Origin of the sequence: Brucella tritici (assembly GCF_008932295.1) — a bacterium.
GTDB lineage: Bacteria > Pseudomonadota > Alphaproteobacteria > Rhizobiales > Rhizobiaceae > Brucella > Brucella tritici.
The window spans coordinates 86755-103503 of sequence record NZ_WBWA01000008.1; the positions used below are offsets into that span (position 1 = coordinate 86755).

The window sequence follows — 16749 nt, forward strand, 5'->3', positions numbered from 1 at the left end:
CGGCGGGAGATTTTGCATGGCTATGGACGCACATGAGATCGAAAAGCTGATACGCGAGGGGATTCCCGACGCAAAGGTGACGATCCGCGACCTTGCCGGAGACGGAGACCATTATGCCGCCGAGGTTGTCGCGGAAAGTTTCCGTGGCAAGTCCCGCGTACAGCAGCACCAGATGGTCTATGATGCGCTGAAGGGTAATATGGGCGGTGTGCTTCACGCGCTTGCCCTGCAGACAAGCGTACCGGAATAACGGAAGCCCGTTCCAGGGGAGCCCCATTCGAGCAGCGAACCCCGCTGCGGCAAGATGCTGCTCCCCTTTATACGGATTTCTTGAGCATTTGACTTGCATTCACCCCAACGGGGTGGTTACCAGCATTCAAATGACTATATTGGGGAAGACCTCCCTGTTTGCGTCGAAATTTGCCTCGACGTATTTGTTTAGCGCATAATCCTGTCCGAAAAGTCAGGCGACTTTTCGGGATTATGCTTGGAAAGGACCGCAAATGACCGGCATCAACGATTTCATCGCGAATGAAGTGAAGACCAACGACGTCGTGCTTTTCATGAAGGGCACGCCGGGTTTCCCGCAGTGCGGTTTCTCCGGTCAGGTCGTCCAGATCCTCGACTATCTCGGTGTGGAATATAAGGGCGTCAACGTTCTGTCCTCGGACGAGCTGCGCCAGGGCATCAAGGAATATTCGAGCTGGCCAACCATTCCTCAGCTTTACGTAAAGGGCGAATTCGTCGGCGGCTGCGATATCGTGCGCGAAATGTTCCAATCGAGCGAATTGCAGGCACTTTTTACCGATAAGGGTATTGCCACCAAGGCTGCTTGAGGATTAATTGCCGGTTATACGGCTTTTAGCCTCACCTTTTTCCAAAGGCGCCGTTCTGCGGCGCCTTTTGCATTTGCTAGAGCGGCTCCGGTTAAAACGGAGTCGCTGGAACCGCTCTAAGTATTTTTTCGTCGCATTATCCTACGCAAAACCGCTTCGCACTTTTGCCGGAAATGCTCTAGATGCTACAAAGACAGAATTCCATCTGTCTGCTTCTGCTTTCTAAATTTTGTCTTTCGTATCGTGTCTTTCAGACGCGATGCGCCACTTTGCCAGGGAATGCCAGTCATGCCGCTCGACATCAAGAACGGTTCGTCGGACCAGAAGACCTCCATGCGTGGACGCGGCGAATTCATTGCGCTCATCGCAGCGATCATGGCCATCAACGCGCTGGCGGTCGATATCATGCTGCCCGGCCTGCCGCAGATCGGCGCAAGCCTCGGTGTGCAGTCGGAAAACCACGTCCAGTTCGTCATCACTGCCTATCTGCTCGGTTTTGGCGTTTCACAACTTTTCTACGGCCCGTTGAGCGATCGCTTCGGCCGCAGGCTGCCGCTGTTCGGCGGACTCGTCATTTACATTCTGGCGGCTTTGGGATCAGCCATCGTCACCGATTTCACGACGCTTATCATCCTGCGCGTGTTGCAGGGACTGGGCGCTGCGGGAACGCGCGTAATCGCCGTCTCTGTCGTGCGCGACAAGTTCGCCGGTCGCCAGATGGCCGAAGTCATGTCACTCGTCATGATGGTTTTCATGATCCTGCCGGTCGTTGCACCTGCAACCGGCCAGCTCATCATGCTTTTCGGCGAATGGCACCTGATTTTCCTGTCGATGGCCCTGATGGCGCTTATCGTCGGTATCTGGGCTTTCCTTCGCCTGCCCGAAACCCTGCCCGCCACCAACCGGCGCCCGCTGACGGTCAAGAGCGTGATCGGTGGCTTCGGTATCGTGCTTTCGAACCGCGTCGCCCTGTTCTACATGCTGGGCACATCGTTCATCCTCGGCGCGTTGTTCGGATATATCAACTCGGCGCAGCAGATTTTCGTCGATATTTACAAGCTCGGAGCGTTGTTCCCGCTGGCTTTCGCTGCTGTCGCCATGACACTGGCGCTTGCCTCGTTTTTGAACTCGCGCCTGGTCGGTCGCTACGGCATGCGGCGAATTTCCCAAACCATGTTGCTTGTCTTCACCAGCTTCAGCCTTTTGTGGATGGTGCTTTCCGTCACGCTGGAAAACCCTGTTCCCTTCCCGTTCCTGATGGCGATTTACATGATAATCATGTTCTCGTTCAGCCTCGTGACCGCCAATTTCAATGCTCTGGCGATGGAGCCGCTCGGCGAGGTTGCCGGAACGGCCTCCTCCGTTCTTGGCTTTGCACAAACGGTGATCGGCGCGGCATTGGGCGCAATTATCGGTCAGGCCTTTGACGGCACGACCACGCCAGTTGCAACCGGCTATTGCGTGCTCGGATTTGTCGCCCTCGGCTGCGTTCTGATAGCCGAACGCGGCCGGTTGTTCAGGGTTCAAAACCCACCCGCAGAACATGTGATCTGATCAATTTTGCCATGCAAAACAGGAAAGGCCCGCCGATGTAGCGGGCCTTTTCATATCGGACATTACTCCAACGGCGTTATTCTTCCCAGAGCGCCGCCTGAATGGACTGCCAGCTATCCTTGCTAGGCGCGGCCAAAATGCCCCCGCCAGTGTGAGACGGCAGATAATCGCTTCCATCCCATCGGGCGAGGTAACCGCCAGCTTCCTGATGGATCAGTGCGCCCGGCAGATGGTCCCACGGCATCAGCTTGTTGTAGACCACAAAATGCGCGCCGCCGGTGGCGAGGATGCGATATTCGTGCGCTGCACAGCGATAGCCGATCTGCGACAGAAACTTCGTATGATTGCGCGCCAGACGCGACCGCACCGGCTCAGCCGTATATTGCCACGAAATCGCGCCGGTCATCTGGTCAATTGAGGTCGGTTCGGCAACGTTGACCTTGTTCAGATCTCCATTGGCGTGACGGATGTAGCTTCCGCCGCCTTTTGAAGCCATGATCCAGTCATTGCCGACGGGGTCGTGAATGATACCGGCAACGGTTTCACCTTTCGACACGACCGCAAGCATGACACCAAAGAGCGGAACGCCGGATGCAAAATTGAAAGTGCCATCGACCGGATCGATGGTGAAGGCAAGCTCGGCATCATCAAGGCCGGTCAGCAAAGCCGGATTGTCCGAGCAGGCTTCCTCACCGACGATCACCGCATCGGCAAAGCGTTCCTTGAGCTTGGCGGTGATGAACCGTTCAGCATTCACATCCGCTTCCGTTACCAGATCGGCGGGTGACGTCTTCTGCCGGATATCGCCGACATCCAGCCTGCGAAAACGGGGCATGATTTCCTGACGCGCCGCATCTGCCAGCAAATCGGCCAGCCAGTCCATCTGTCCTTCATCAAACCGCATGGTCATCCTCTCCCTCGCCATTCAGCATCAGTCCTGCAAAATCGAACAGTTTGCGATCCAGCAGATGGCTTGGACGCACATTCGTCATGGCGCGGATCATCGTGTCCTTGCGCCCCGGCATACGCTTTTCGATGTCGGTCAACATGGCTTTCATCGCGTTGCGCTGCAGCCCTTCCTGACTACCGCACAGATCGCATGGGATGATCGGAAACTGCATTGCGGTCGCAAACTTCTCAAGGTCGTCTTCCGCGGCATAGGCCAGCGGGCGGAACACCATCAGGTCTCCTTCGTCGTTCAGCAGCTTCGGCGGCATTGCAGCCAGACGCCCGCCGTGAAACAGGTTCATGAAGAAGGTTTCGAGAATATCTTCGCGGTGATGGCCAAGAACGATTGCCGAACAGCCCTCTTCACGCGCGATGCGATAGAGATTCCCCCGGCGCAAACGCGAGCAGAGCGAGCAATAGGTGCTGGTTTCAGGCAGCTTGTCGGTGACGATCGAATAGGTATCCTGATATTCGATACGATGCTCGATTTCATACCGGTTCAGGAAATCCGGCAGAATGTGCTTGGGAAAGTTCGGCTGTCCCTGATCCAGATTGACCGCCAGCAACTCGACCGGCAGCAGGCCGCGCCATTTGAGATCGAGCAGCAGCGCGAGCAGGCCATAGGAATCCTTGCCGCCTGAAAGGCAAACCATCCAGCGCTCGCCGGGCTTCACCATCGAGAAATCCTCGATAGCCTGCCGCGTCAGGCGCAAAAGACGTTTGCGCAGCTTGTTGAACTCGACCGTGGTCGGCACATCGCGAAAAAGCGGGTGACAGCCGTCGCTGCCTGCGTCTTCTGCGATATCTGGATCGAAAGCGTTCATAATGCTTCCCGAAAAAACGATTGAAGATGTTGAAGGCTTAATAGCGAAAACTGGCGGCGGGGAAAACCGCGAAACAACATTTGTTTGCGAAAGACGCAAAACCGCTTCGCACTTTTGCTGGAAAAGAAAAAGCCGCGCTGCATGTACAGCGCGGCTTTTCGATTTCGGCATATATCCAGCGCGCCAGAGCGCGCCTGGAATTAACGCGAATAGAATTCGACGACGAGGTTCGGTTCCATCTGAACGGCGTAAGGCACGTCCGTCAGGGTCGGAACGCGGGAGTACGTCGCAACCAGCTTGTTGTGGTCGACTTCGATGTAATCCGGAACATCACGTTCTGCGAGCTGAACAGCTTCGAGAACGATAACCAGCTGCTTCGACTTTTCGCGAACTTCAACAACGTCACCAACCTTCAGGCGGTAGGACTGAACGTTGACGCGGCGACCGTTCACATTCACGTGGCCGTGGTTGATGAACTGGCGGGCAGCGAAGATCGTCGGAACGAACTTGGCGCGGTACACAACTGCATCCAGACGCGATTCCAGCAGACCGATCAGGTTTTCACCGGTGTCGCCCTTGCGGCGAGCGGCTTCTTCGTAGGTCTTGCGGAACTGCTTTTCGGAGATGTCGCCGTAGAAGCCCTTGAGCTTCTGCTTTGCGCGGAGCTGTACACCGAAGTCCGACAGCTTGCCCTTGCGGCGCTGGCCGTGCTGGCCCGGACCATATTCACGACGGTTTACAGGGGACTTCGGACGGCCCCAGATGTTTTCGCCAAGACGGCGATCAATTTTGTACTTAGCGGATTCGCGCTTGCTCATCGCATTTCCTTCAAAAGGTTATAGCGCCCGGAGGCGCTGGAGGAAACGCGCCCTCCTCTGCCCTCCGTTTTAGAGGACTGACAGGATGAAGCGCGCGAGCGCAATCTTCATCCACGGGACACGTCAAATGAAACGCCGGCACGAAACGCGCCAGCGATGGGCGGCTTTTAGTCATGCAGCCGTTATCTTGTCAAGCTCAAGCAGCCGAAAAAGCCTGAAAAACCGGTCTGCAACGCCTGTTCCCTACCATTTGCTACGACCTGCCATCAAGCGTGAAGGAACGCCACAGCCTGTTTCAACATTAGGCATGACGGAACTGCTATTCATGAGGCATCAATGGCTTTGTCTTTTTTCCTGCCCGGCAAGGGTGCATTCACCACTCTGATTGCGCTCAGCCTTGTTGCGACGCCGTGTTTTTCCGGCATCGGTTCCGATGAGGCACAGGCGCAAACTTTCATCGAACGCATCCTGAAGCAGGACGCCCAAAAGGCAAAACAACATCGCCAACGCCCGGCGGCAAAGCGCAGCCAGAAGAAATCTGCTCCGAAACAGCAGACAACCAAACAGCGGGAAAGTGCCCCGGCAAAAACCGAGAGCAAACCCGTTCCCGGCCTCATAATCCCCGTTCCGACGCCTGCTCCGCGCCCGGAGGATGCCGCAAACAAGGCTCCGCAACCGGAAACTCCACCCGTTCCAACGGAAAAGCCGGAAGCAGAGCCCGAAAAGCAACCGCTGGACAAGCCTGCTCCTTCCACTCCGACACAGGCAGAGCCGCTAAAACCGGCTGGTAATCCAAAGCCGACGGATGAGAAACCGCAAGAATCGAAACCTGGCCCTGAACAGCAGCCAAAGCCGGAAAAGGACGAGCGTGTCTATCAGGTATCCTGCCCGGCACTGATCTCCGGCAATGTTGAGGGCAAGCTGTTACCTCCAATCGAGGATGGCGAGCAATGCGGCGCCCACTCTCCATTGTCCCTATCCGCCATTGGCAAGGACAATCCTTTGAAATTCGCCAATGCCGTCACTACAAATTGCGCTATGGCCGTCACGCTGGCTCAGTGGAGCAGCGAGGTAACCAAAGCCGCCAAGGATGTTTACGGTCCGGATTTGAAAATCTTGGAAATCGGCACCGGCTCGGATTACCAGTGCCGGAAGGTCAACGGCGCTTCCACAGGACGGGTTTCCGAACATGCTTTTGCCAATGCGCTCGACATCATGTCGTTCAAATTTTCGGACGGCAGCAAGACGGAACTGGAAAGCGGATGGAACGGCTCCGACAAGGAGAAGGCTTTCTGGCGCGCGGTACATAGCGCAAGCTGCAAGCTTTTCATGACTGTCATCGGCCCGGAAGGCGATGCCGCCCATCGCACCAACATGCACCTCGATCAGGGGTGTCACGGCAAATCCTGTCTTGCACGTATCTGCCAGTAGGATATCGTCGTAAGCGTTGGAAATTCATAAAAAAATCAGAATCGCAGCAGTAATCTCAATTTCATTATCGATTCAATCCCGTCACTCGCTGGTGAATGATGGGTTTCCAGAAGGACATGGGGCATGAAATCGACCAAATTTATTGTTTCCGCAATTTTCGCACTTGGCTTTTCCGCTGCGGCCCATGCCGATGCCGTTCCGAAAAGGACGAAGGATTTTACGGGCAACTACCAGACGCTCGTGAAGGATCAGCAGGCAGCTCCGCAAGTTGCCGACTGCATTGCCAGTGCCTATGATTACGTCAAGAAAAGCAAGAAATATGACCGTCTCGGCTTCACCAAGGATGACATTTCCGCGGCTGAAACCAATGATAAATCTTCGAAATTCAGCACCAGTGACCCACGCAAGGTTTCCGCTGTCATCTCGGTTCCCGGCGAAGCGCGCAACAAGGGTGCGTCAACAAAATGGGACAGCATCATGCTGCGCTGCGGTATCACCGATGGCAAGCTGAAGGCAATCGAACTGGCTCCGAACAAAGCGAACAAGTAAACAACCTGACCTTTGCGGCGAGTGCCCGGTGGCGCTCGCCAATTCTGTTCAGTGCTTTTTCTTGTCGTCTACATGTTCCGGCAAGCCTTTGCGCTTGGTTTCGGCAAACTCTTCCAGTTCCTTCTCGGTCATCGATTCAAACATTTCCTTCGACGCACCGAAGAGTTCGCTTTTCTTGATTTCACCGCGCTTGGCAGCAAGTGCAGCACCGGCGGCCTTCTGTTGGGCCTGGGATTTTGCGGGCATCAGACTTTCTCCTGTTTGAAAGCCAAACGCAAATGGAGTGAGGCCGGTTCCTTTCTATTCGACGCCTCCATCAAAACGTGATCGCGCGTCGCGAAGCAAATCGCGATTCCTGACGGCCCATTGCCCCAGCACGTCGATAGGCACCGCCAGAGAATGTCCAAGTTCCGTCAGCGAATATTCCACCTCGGGCGGAGATGTCGGGCGAACATGCCGGGACACGAGGCCATCCCGTTCCAGCGACCGCAGCGTAACGGTCAGCATGCGTTGAGAAATACCTTCAATGGTTCGGCGTAAAGCATTGAAACGCATCGAGCCTTCCTGAAGATTGAAAATAACAAGAATGCTCCATGTGTCGCCCACCCGGTCCAGCACTTCGCGGATCGGACAGCCACCGTCCGCATCGGTTTCGAAAGCAGGCGTCGACGAAAGCAAAGGCGTCTTGCCATCTGGGCGTGTCGGTATGGTCATCTTGTTTCTCCAGGACAGCCAGTTGCAGACCGGCGTTCTTCTCCATCGTTACAGCCAGAGCAACTCCGGCAAAAGTGCGAAGTAGTTCTCGTCAAATAGCATTTAAAAACGAAGAGATAGAACGATACGATGGTTCCACATTAGCGAGAGCTGCCCTGAACACTTGCCTTTATGGCGGTTACTTCCACGTATCCTGCACATGTAAAAGTGCGTTCTTCACAAGCTTGATGGCATCACATATGTGGTTATCAGAAATAACCTGATTATGAAACATACCTTATTTCGTTTGATACGAGAAGGTCGAAAAGGAGAATGCCATGACCAAGATCGCACTGATCGGCGCAACAGGTTTTGTCGGCGCTGCAATCCTCAAGGAAGCCGCTGCACGCGGCGACCAGGTTACAGCGCTTGTTCGCCATCCGGAGAAAGTTGAAAAACTGCCCAATGTGACGGCGGTAAAGGTCGATGTGTTCGATACCGACGCGCTTGCAAAGCAGCTTGCGGGACATGACATCGTGATTTCCGCCTATAATCCGGGTTGGAGCGACAAGAATATCCGCGAAAACCACATCAATGGCAGTCGTTCCATCACCGAAGCGACCAAAAAGGCTGGGATCAAGCGCCTCATAGCAGTTGGCGGCGCCGGCAGCCTTTCGGTCAATGGCAATCAGTTGGTCGATTCACCGGAATTCCCCGCCGAATGGAAGGAAGGCGCGCTCGGTGCCCGTCAGGCGCTCGAAGACCTGCGTGGCGAGAATGAGCTGGAATGGTCATTCGTGTCGCCAGCGATCATTCTTCAGCCGGGCGAACGCACCGGAAAATATCGCCTTGGCGGCGACGAACCGGTTTTCGACGACAAGGGTGAAAGCAAGATTTCAGTTGCTGATCTGGCAGTCGCAATTCTGGATGAGGCAGAAAAAGGCCGGCATATTCGCAAGCGTTTCACAGCCGCCTATTGATACCAATCACAAAAACGCCATGTTTTTGACAGGCGTTCGCCGCAAAACCGGTGGTGAAATACGCGCATCACCACCGGCTTTTCGCACAAAAAGACCGCGAAACAGGCCAGCCCCCGCTTTGCCTTAATTAGAACGCGCATCCTTTCCGAAAACCGTTTCACACTTTTCGGGATGCGCTCTCACTCAAACCAGTTCTACGTCCACGACGCCCTGAATGGCTTTCATGGCGCTGGCGATTTGCGGACTGACGCGATAGCGATGCGGCAGCTCGATCTCGACTTCACGCTGGCCGTTATCCTTGATGACGATGAGACTCACCTGCCCATCGCCGCGCGTGTTGAAATGCGGAGCGATATGACGAACCGCATCAGCGGAGCGCAGATAAAGTCGCAACGCCTTCTGCATACGGCAGGCTTCGTCTTCCAGGGACTGCACCGTCTGGATGCGCAAGCCGATACCTTCGGGGCGATTTTCCGCCTGAACCGTGATTACCACCGACTTGCCGCTCTCCAGAAGATCGCGATATTGCGCAAGCCCTTCGGAAAACAGCACCGCTTCGAACTGGCCGCTGGCATCGGACAATTGCACAATGCCCATCTTGTTGCCGGTGCGGGTCTTGCGCTCCTGACGGGCAGTCACGGTGCCCGCCAGACGACCGGCATTGGCGCCACGTTTCACGGCTGCGGAAAAATCCGCCCAGCTTTGAACACGCATGCGGTTCAGCACATCACGATATTCATCAAGAGGATGGGCCGACAGATAGAAGCCAACCGCCTGAAACTCGCGGTGCAGCATTTCCGATGGCAGCCAGGGAGCGGCCTGCGGCAGGATAAGCGTTTCCTTCGGCGCGCCTGACAGGCCGAAAATATCGGACTGGCCGCTTGCGGCATTTTCCTGCGTGCGCTGGGCAAAGCCCATGATGCGGTCCATGCCTGCACTCATGGCTGGGCGCTCACGACCGAAACAATCCATCGCCCCGGCATTGATGAGACTTTCCAGCACGCGCCGGTTGACGATACGCGGATCGACCCGCTCGCAAAAATCCTCAAGGCTTTCAAAAGGTTTCTCGGCACGCACATCGACAATATGATCGACTGCGGCTTCGCCAACGCCCTTGATGGCGGCAAGCGAATAGAAAATCTGCTTTTCGCCGACTTCAAACGGACGGAAGGAAGTCATCACCGAAGGCGGCACGACCTCAATGCCCAGACGGTTCGCCTCGCGGCGGAAATCGTTGAGCTTGTCGGTGTTCGACATATCGTAGGTCATCGACGCGGCGATGAACTCAACCGGATAATGCGCCTTCATATAGGCTGTCTGATAGGACACGATGGCATAAGCGGCAGCGTGCGACTTGTTGAAGCCGTAGTCAGCGAACTTCGCCAGCAGGTCGAAGATCATGTTGGCCTGTGCCTTGTCGACACCGCCCTCAATTGCGCCATCCACGAAGCGGACACGCTGCTTGTCCATTTCCTCGCGGATCTTCTTGCCCATGGCGCGGCGCAAAAGGTCAGCTTCACCGAGCGAATAGCCGGAAAGCACCTGCGCGATCTGCATCACCTGTTCCTGATAGACGATAACGCCCTGCGTTTCCTTGATCAGGTGATCGATCTTCGGGTGAATGGAGGCGATCTCCTCCTCACCATTCTTGCGCGCATTATAGGTCGGGATGTTCTCCATCGGACCAGGACGATAGAGCGCGACAAGCGCAATAATATCTTCGATCCGGTCCGGACGCATGCCGAGCAGCGCCTTGCGCATACCGGCACTTTCCACCTGGAACACGCCAACCGTTTCGCCGCGCGACAGCATTTCATAGGTCAGTTCATCATCGAGCGGCACATGGGACAGATCGATGTCAATGCCTTTGCGCGCCACAAGTTTGACCGCCGTTTCAAGAACGGTCAGCGTCTTGAGACCAAGAAAGTCGAACTTGACCAGTCCCGCCTGCTCGACCCATTTCATGTTGAACTGCGTAACCGGCATGTCGGAACGCGGATCGCGATACATGGGGACCAGTTCCGACAGCGGACGGTCACCGATCACGATACCGGCGGCATGGGTCGAGGCGTGGCGGTAAAGCCCTTCGAGCTTGAGCGCCATATCGAGCAGCCGTCCGACCACCGGCTCCTTCTCGCGCTCCTCATTGATCTTCGGCTCGGTTTCGATGGCCTGCGCCAGTGATACCGGATTGGCCGGGTTCTGCGGCACCAGCTTGCAGAGACGATCAACCTGCCCGTAAGGCATTTCCAGAACGCGACCGACATCGCGCAATACGGCACGCGCCTGCAGTGTTCCGAACGTGATGATCTGGGCTACCTGATCGCGTCCGTACTTTCCCTGCACATAGCGGATCACCTCTTCACGGCGGTCCTGACAGAAATCGATATCAAAGTCGGGCATCGAAACGCGATCCGGGTTGAGGAAGCGTTCGAAAAGCAGTGAGAATCGCAAAGGATCGACGTCGGTAATCGTCAGCGCATAAGCGACAAGCGAACCGGCACCCGAGCCACGGCCCGGCCCGACCGGAATGCCATGGGCTTTGGCCCATTTGATAAAGTCGGCAACGATCAGGAAGTAACCCGGGAATTTCATGCGGGTGATGATGCCGATCTCATATTCGAGGCGTTCGGCATATTGTTCTGTCGTGTAGCCTTCTGCGAGACCGATGGTCTCCAGGCGCATCTTCAGGCCTTCGCGCGCCTGCCGGGCAAGCTCATCAGCTTCTTCCTGAACGGCGGCTTCCGGATCATCGGATTCACCAGTAAACCGTGGCAGGATCGGCGCACGGGTCTGCGTGTACCAACTGCAGCGCTCCGCAATTTCGACCGTGTTGTCGAGCGCTTCCGGCAAGTCGGCAAAGAGTGCCGTCATTTCCGCACGGCTTTTCAGATGATGGTCCGGCGTCAGACGGCGGCGGTCATCGTTTGAAAGAATCTGGCCTTCCGCAATGGCAAGAAGCGCATCGTGAGCTTCGAAATCTTCCGCCTTGAGAAAGAAAGCCTCATTGGTGGCCACCAGAGGCAGATCCATCTCATAGGCAAGCGCAACCGTCTTGGCTTCCAGCGCACGGTCGTAACCTGCCTGGCGCTGCAACTCGACATAAAGCCGGTCACCAAAGGTTTCCCGCAGGAACGCAAGTCGCGTCTCTGCCCTATCAGGGCGGTCGGCGGCAAAAGCACGGCCGATTGGCCCCAGTGCGCCGCCGGAAAGAATAATGACGTCTTTCGACAATGGCGGGAGCCAGCTCGCGTCGATATGCACTGGATCGCCCGCGGGCGTATCCATAAAGGCGCGGCTGACGAGCCGCACAATATTCGCATAGCCCTCTTCCGTTGCCGCGAGCAGCACGATTGGAGCAAGGTCCAGCGCGACCCGGCGATTGACGCTGCGGCCATTATCACTGTGATCGCCAAAGGCAATATCGACCTGACAACCGATGATAGGTTGCAGACCATCTTTCGATGCCTTCTGCGCAAATTCGAGCGCACCAAACAGATTGTTGGTGTCGGTAACCGCGATGGCCGGCGCCTCATCGGCAATCGCCTGTTTGATGATCTTGCCGAGCGGCAATGCGCCTTCCAGCAAGGAATAGGCCGAGTGTACCCGCAGATGCACAAAACGTGGCGTCAAAGCACCGTCTTTTGCTGCATTGCCTGCTGCTGCATCACTCATTCCATCGACCCCGATCATCTGCCGAGCCGCCCGGATGGACATACATCCGGCGCTCTAAATCCACGCATCGCGCTTTCCGAAAACCGATTCAGATCTTCGGGCCGATGCAGTAGCCGCCTGATAGCACATTGCTTGCAGGATGAACCACACATGGTTCAACGCGGCTGGCGACTCTGTCGCCTGATAGCATCAGTTTCGGGGAATGATATGGCGATGTCCAGTAAGACTATCGCCACCTTGTAGCGGGTTCACAGGAACCGGCCAGAGCATCTCCAGTTTTTCCGAAATCATCGGAGATGCTCTATCTCTTCACGCATGTCTTTGCCCCAAAACTGGTTCCCACTTTTGGGAGACATGCACTATCTCCTTCAGATCGCACTCACCCAGATGGCGAAAGTTGCAATGAACAGGCTTACCGAAATGAAAGACAGAACGTCGTGGACGAGATCGGTCATGTTGGAAACTCCTCTGTGTTCACGTATGTTTATTTTTTGTTCTATTTTTGTTCCAAAGTCAACACCCGTTCTGACGCAGCATTCATTTTAGGGTTTACGAATGGTGAATATACAACCGTAGAGGTTGGCTGCTTGAGCGGGGAACGAAAGCGCCATGTTCAGGCAGAGACGCACCTTGCCCTTCGAGACGCCGCCTTTGGCAGCTCCTCAGGATAAGGTGCTGGGAGCGCTTACAAGACCACCCCGGACGCCAAGACACTTGTACGGGAATATAGTCCCACAGGACTATACCGCCCGATCAAACGCGCGTCAGAACAAATTGGGGGAGCGCCAGTCCTGTTAGCAGACCGGAACGCGCAGGCAGCGGAACTGCGTCTCGCCCTTCGAGACGCCGCCTTTGGCGGCTCCTCAGGATAAGGTGCTACTATGACCTGGAAGGCTTACAGGTCGACGACCTTGCCATCCTTCAGCGTGACGCGCCGGTCCATCCGGCGGGCAAGTTCATGATTGTGCGTCGCGATCAGGGCCGCAAGCCCCGACTGACGCACGAGCGCTTCCAGAGCGCCGAAGACATAAGATGATGTCGTCGGATCGAGGTTGCCGGTCGGCTCGTCCGCCAGAAGAACAAGCGGCGCGTTGGCAACAGCGCGGGCAATCGCGACGCGCTGTTGCTCGCCGCCGGAAAGTTCCGATGGGCGATGCGAAGCGCGCTTGCCGATCTTCATATATTCAAGAAGCTGCTGTGCACGCTCTGCTGCGGCTTTCCTGGGCAGGCCGCGGATCATCTGCGGCATCATCACATTCTCCAGCGCGGAAAATTCCGGCAGGAGATGGTGGAACTGATAGACGAAACCGACATCGTTGCGGCGCACAGCCGTGCGCTCGTCATCGGACAATTTGCTGCAGGCGCGTCCGTCAAGGAAAACCTCGCCGTTATCGGGGCGTTCCAGCAGGCCCGCCGTGTGCAGCAATGTCGACTTACCCGCGCCCGATGGCGCAACAAGCGCAACCATTTCGCCACGGCGGAGCGTGAAATCGGCATCTTTCAGAATGACCAGTTCGCGGTCGGCTTCCTTATAGGCGCGGCCGACACGCTCCAGCCGCATGATGATTTCAGCCGCCATTTATTCGTACCTCAATGCTTCAACCGGATCGAGCTTGGCAGCGCGCCAGGCTGGAAAAATGGTGGCGATGAATGAAAGCACCAGAGCCATGACGATAACGGAGATGGTTTCACCGGGGTCCATCTTCGCAGGCAACTGGCTCAGGAAGTAAAGTTCCGGATTGAAGAGCGTGGTTCCCGAGAGCCACGAGAAGAACTCCCGCAGGCGCTCGACATTGAGGCAGACGACAACGCCCAGAACGACACCAGCCACCGTGCCGGTGACGCCGATGGCGGCGCCCGTCATCAGGAATATGCGCATCACCGCGCCACGGGTGGCCCCCATGGTTCGCAGGATCGCAATATCGTGCCCCTTGTCCTTCACCAGCATGATGAGGCCGGAAATGATGTTCAGCGCCGCAACGAGCACGATCAGCGTCAGGATCATGAACATGACATTGCGCTCGACTTCCAGCGCCGAGAAGAAAGTCTGGTTACGCTGGCGCCAGTCGACAAGCGAGAGCTGGCGTCCCGCTGCCTCTTCCACGGGCGCGCGCATCGCATCCACCTTGTCGGGATTATCGACAAAGATTTCCAGCGATTGCACCTTGCCTTCCTGATTGAAGAAGAGCTGCGCCTCGGAAAGCGGCATCATGACAATTGATGAGTCATATTCCGACATGCCGATCTCGAAGATCGCGACAATCGGATAGGCCTTCACGCGCGGATTGACGCCAAACGGGGTCACATCGCCATCCGGCGAAATCACCCGCAGCGTATCGCCAATGGAAAGGCCGAGATTTTCCGCCATACGGGTTCCGATGGCGACGCCGCCGCCCTGATCGAAGCCCTTCAGTGTACCCTGACGAATATTACCGGAAACGAGCTTGAGCTTGTCGAGATCCTCTTCACGAAGACCGCGCACCAATGCACCTGTTCCAGCGCCGATATTCCCCTGAACAAGCGCCTGCCCTTCCACCACGGGGATGGCGAACTTGATGCCGGAAATACCGTCGATCCGCTTGATAAGGCTGGCATAATCATCCAGAGGACGATCAATCGGCTGCATGATGAGATGGCCGTTAATGCCCAGAATTCGCGAAAGAAGCTCGGCACGGAAGCCGTTCATCACCGCCATGACGATGATGAGGGTCGCCACGCCCAGCATGATGCCGGTGAAAGAAAACCCGGCAATGACCGAGATAAAAGTCTCGCGGCGGCGCGCTCGCAGATATCGCCATGCGATCATCCGTTCGAAAGCCGAGAATGGACCTGACTTCGGTGCCTTTTGGGCTGCCTTTGCCTGATCCTCGGATTTTGCTGCCGCCGCGTTGCTCATGCTTCTGCCGTCAACAGGTTGATCGCAGCTTCAACGCTCAGGTTCTGGCGTTCGCCGGTCTTGCGATCCTTGATTTCGACTTCACCGGCAGCGACGCCACGCGGGCCAACGATCACCTGCGTCGGCAGGCCGATCAGGTCCATCGTGGCAAACTTTGCACCCGGACGGTCATCCGTGTCATCGAGCAGAGGATCGACGCCTGCATTGGTCAGCGCTTCGTAGATCTTCTCGCTTACAGCGTCGCAGCCTTCGTCGCCCGGCTTCATGTTGACGATACCGGCACCGAACGGCGCGATGGCCTTCGGCCAGATGATGCCTGCGTCATCGTGGAAGGCTTCGATGGCAGCCGCGACGAGGCGCGACGGACCGATGCCGTAGGAACCCATCGACACCAGATGTTCCTTGCCATCCGGGCCCTGCACTTTCGCGCCCATCGGTTCGGAATATTTCGTGCCGAAATGGAAGATGTGGCCCACTTCGATGCCGCGTGCCGAAACCTGATCTTCCGGCTTCACCTTGGCCCAGTCGGCCTCGTCATGCATTTCGTCGGTCGCCGCATAAGGCGTCGTCCAGCGATTGACGATATCGGTCAGTTGCGCATCGTTGCGGAAATCGGTGTCCGCGCCCGGCACGGCGAGATCAAGATAGGCCTTGTCGCAGAAAACCTGGCTTTCGCCGGTTTCGGCCAGAATGATGAATTCGTGGCTGAGGTCACCGCCAATCGGTCCCGTATCGGCGCGCATCGGGATCGCCTGCAACCCAACGCGGGCGAAAGTACGCAGATAAGACACGAACATGCGGTAGTAAGCCATTTTCGCGCCCTCATAGTCGAGGTCGAACGAATAGGCGTCCTTCATCAGGAACTCACGCGAACGCATCACGCCGAAACGCGGGCGCACTTCGTCGCGGAACTTCCACTGGATGTGATAGAGATTGAGCGGCAGGTCCTTGTAGGAGCGCACATAGGAGCGGAAAATGTCGGTGACCATTTCCTCATTGGTCGGGCCGAAGAGCATATCGCGCTCCTGACGGTCCTGAATGCGCAACATTTCCTTGCCATAGGCATCGTAGCGACCGCTTTCGCGCCACAGATCGGCGGACTGGATGGTCGGCATCAGGATTTCATTGGCGCCCGCGCGGTTCTGCTCTTCGCGAATGATATCGCAAACCTTGTTGAGAACCTTGAGACCGAGCGGCAGCCAGGCATAGATGCCGGCTGACTGTTGACGGATCATGCCCGAACGCAGCATCAGCCTGTGGGAGACGATTTCCGCCTCCTTGGGGTTTTCCTTCAGAATAGGCAAAAAATACCGCGACAGACGCATCGTAACCACCAATCAAGAGGGACTGCCTGAGTGCTTCAAGAATCAGGCAAAAATTAAGCATATTCGTCGGTTTCTTACCGGGTTATACACCGGTTGGAAACCCGCCTGGAAAAGCTTTCACGGCAGCGGATTTCCCCATCCACAACCATAATGGCCCGCCGAAAGAACCAGAGGTGCGAAATACGGCCTCCAGATTCACATTCAATTTCAATATATTACA

15 protein-coding genes are annotated in these 16749 nt (G+C 56.3%); 6 read left to right on the forward strand and 9 right to left on the reverse strand.

The window, feature by feature from the left end; translation table 11 throughout:
- Nucleotides 1–16: 16 nt before the first annotated feature.
- From F9K91_RS10775 to F9K91_RS10785, 3 genes are all read left to right on the forward strand, one after another.
- Nucleotides 17–250 carry a BolA/IbaG family iron-sulfur metabolism protein gene (locus F9K91_RS10775; RefSeq protein ID WP_006466620.1) on the forward strand — a complete coding sequence of 78 codons (234 nt, stop codon included), beginning with the start codon at nt 17–19 and terminating at the stop codon, nt 248–250.
- Nucleotides 251–503: 253 nt separating this feature from the next.
- The gene (grxD, locus tag F9K91_RS10780) at nt 504–836 is read left to right on the forward strand and encodes a Grx4 family monothiol glutaredoxin (protein ID WP_061345429.1); all 333 of its coding nucleotides are present in this window, start codon (nt 504–506) and stop codon (nt 834–836) included.
- A 288-nt stretch (nt 837–1124) separates the two neighbouring features.
- Nucleotides 1125–2390, forward strand: a complete 1266-nt coding sequence (locus F9K91_RS10785) for a multidrug effflux MFS transporter (protein ID WP_151557345.1) — start codon at nt 1125–1127, stop codon at nt 2388–2390.
- Nucleotides 2391–2466: 76 nt separating this feature from the next.
- Here the strand turns inward: F9K91_RS10785 and F9K91_RS10790 are convergent, their stop codons facing one another.
- From F9K91_RS10790 to rpsD, 3 genes are all read right to left on the reverse strand, one after another.
- Nucleotides 2467–3294, reverse strand: coding sequence for an inositol monophosphatase family protein (locus F9K91_RS10790; protein WP_151557343.1), 828 nt, complete (start codon nt 3292–3294; stop codon nt 2467–2469).
- Nucleotides 3284–4162, reverse strand: coding sequence for a tRNA 2-thiocytidine(32) synthetase TtcA (ttcA, locus tag F9K91_RS10795; protein WP_151557341.1), 879 nt, complete (start codon nt 4160–4162; stop codon nt 3284–3286). The genes F9K91_RS10790 and ttcA overlap by 11 nt, the downstream gene beginning before the upstream one ends.
- A gap of 200 nt (nt 4163–4362) precedes the next feature.
- Entirely contained in the window at nt 4363–4980 is a 618-nt protein-coding gene (gene rpsD, locus F9K91_RS10800; RefSeq protein WP_061345432.1) for a 30S ribosomal protein S4, read from the reverse strand.
- 336 nt (nt 4981–5316) lie between these two features.
- Here rpsD and F9K91_RS10805 point away from each other — a divergent pair, with 336 nt between their 5' ends.
- Together F9K91_RS10805 and bspC are read left to right on the forward strand one after the other, a co-directional pair.
- On the forward strand, nt 5317–6411 hold the full coding sequence (locus F9K91_RS10805) for an extensin family protein (RefSeq protein WP_151677794.1): 1095 nt from the start codon (nt 5317–5319) through the stop codon (nt 6409–6411).
- Between the two features lie 123 nt (nt 6412–6534).
- The gene (gene bspC, locus F9K91_RS10810; protein WP_151557337.1) at nt 6535–6960 is read left to right on the forward strand and encodes a type IV secretion system effector BspC; all 426 of its coding nucleotides are present in this window, start codon (nt 6535–6537) and stop codon (nt 6958–6960) included.
- Between the two features lie 48 nt (nt 6961–7008).
- Here bspC and F9K91_RS10815 read toward each other — a convergent pair whose 3' ends face one another.
- Nucleotides 7009–7206 (reverse strand): DUF3008 family protein, encoded by a 198-nt coding sequence (locus tag F9K91_RS10815; protein ID WP_139975688.1) that lies wholly within the window; start codon nt 7204–7206, stop codon nt 7009–7011.
- A gap of 54 nt (nt 7207–7260) precedes the next feature.
- Complete coding sequence (locus tag F9K91_RS10820) at nt 7261–7674, reverse strand: winged helix-turn-helix transcriptional regulator (protein WP_061345436.1); 414 nt, start codon at nt 7672–7674, stop codon at nt 7261–7263.
- A gap of 317 nt (nt 7675–7991) precedes the next feature.
- Here F9K91_RS10820 and F9K91_RS10825 point away from each other — a divergent pair, with 317 nt between their 5' ends.
- Complete coding sequence (locus F9K91_RS10825) at nt 7992–8633, forward strand: NAD(P)-dependent oxidoreductase (RefSeq protein WP_151554666.1); 642 nt, start codon at nt 7992–7994, stop codon at nt 8631–8633.
- Nucleotides 8634–8816: 183 nt separating this feature from the next.
- Here F9K91_RS10825 and dnaE read toward each other — a convergent pair whose 3' ends face one another.
- From dnaE to proS, 4 genes are all read right to left on the reverse strand, one after another.
- Nucleotides 8817–12308 carry a DNA polymerase III subunit alpha gene (gene dnaE, locus F9K91_RS10830; RefSeq protein WP_151554667.1) on the reverse strand — a complete coding sequence of 1164 codons (3492 nt, stop codon included), beginning with the start codon at nt 12306–12308 and terminating at the stop codon, nt 8817–8819.
- 895 nt (nt 12309–13203) lie between these two features.
- Entirely contained in the window at nt 13204–13887 is a 684-nt protein-coding gene (locus F9K91_RS10835) for an ABC transporter ATP-binding protein (protein ID WP_061345439.1), read from the reverse strand.
- Entirely contained in the window at nt 13888–15204 is a 1317-nt protein-coding gene (locus tag F9K91_RS10840; RefSeq protein WP_151554668.1) for a lipoprotein-releasing ABC transporter permease subunit, read from the reverse strand.
- Nucleotides 15201–16529: a proline--tRNA ligase gene (gene proS / locus F9K91_RS10845; protein ID WP_061345441.1), complete on the reverse strand. Its 1329-nt coding sequence runs from the start codon at nt 16527–16529 to the stop codon at nt 15201–15203. Before proS ends, F9K91_RS10840 begins: the two co-directional genes overlap by 4 nt.
- Between the last annotated feature and the right edge of the window lie 220 nt (nt 16530–16749).

Bases quoted from the DNA above. Each gene is read 5' to 3' on its own strand.
- F9K91_RS10825 (WP_151554666.1), top strand. From the start codon at position 7,992: ATGACCAAGATCGCACTGATCGGCGCAACAGGTTTTGTCGGCGCTGCA.
- rpsD (WP_061345432.1), bottom strand. From the start codon at position 4,980: ATGAGCAAGCGCGAATCCGCTAAGTACAAAATTGATCGCCGTCTTGGC.
- F9K91_RS10790 (WP_151557343.1), bottom strand. From the start codon at position 3,294: ATGCGGTTTGATGAAGGACAGATGGACTGGCTGGCCGATTTGCTGGCA.
- F9K91_RS10815 (WP_139975688.1), bottom strand. From the start codon at position 7,206: ATGCCCGCAAAATCCCAGGCCCAACAGAAGGCCGCCGGTGCTGCACTT.
- grxD (WP_061345429.1), top strand. From the start codon at position 504: ATGACCGGCATCAACGATTTCATCGCGAATGAAGTGAAGACCAACGAC.
- F9K91_RS10835 (WP_061345439.1), bottom strand. From the start codon at position 13,887: ATGGCGGCTGAAATCATCATGCGGCTGGAGCGTGTCGGCCGCGCCTAT.
- dnaE (WP_151554667.1), bottom strand. From the start codon at position 12,308: ATGAGTGATGCAGCAGCAGGCAATGCAGCAAAAGACGGTGCTTTGACG.
- F9K91_RS10805 (WP_151677794.1), top strand. From the start codon at position 5,317: ATGGCTTTGTCTTTTTTCCTGCCCGGCAAGGGTGCATTCACCACTCTG.
- F9K91_RS10785 (WP_151557345.1), top strand. From the start codon at position 1,125: ATGCCGCTCGACATCAAGAACGGTTCGTCGGACCAGAAGACCTCCATG.
- F9K91_RS10840 (WP_151554668.1), bottom strand. From the start codon at position 15,204: ATGAGCAACGCGGCGGCAGCAAAATCCGAGGATCAGGCAAAGGCAGCC.
- proS (WP_061345441.1), bottom strand. From the start codon at position 16,529: ATGCGTCTGTCGCGGTATTTTTTGCCTATTCTGAAGGAAAACCCCAAG.
- bspC (WP_151557337.1), top strand. From the start codon at position 6,535: ATGAAATCGACCAAATTTATTGTTTCCGCAATTTTCGCACTTGGCTTT.
- F9K91_RS10775 (WP_006466620.1), top strand. From the start codon at position 17: ATGGCTATGGACGCACATGAGATCGAAAAGCTGATACGCGAGGGGATT.
- ttcA (WP_151557341.1), bottom strand. From the start codon at position 4,162: ATGAACGCTTTCGATCCAGATATCGCAGAAGACGCAGGCAGCGACGGC.
- F9K91_RS10820 (WP_061345436.1), bottom strand. From the start codon at position 7,674: ATGACCATACCGACACGCCCAGATGGCAAGACGCCTTTGCTTTCGTCG.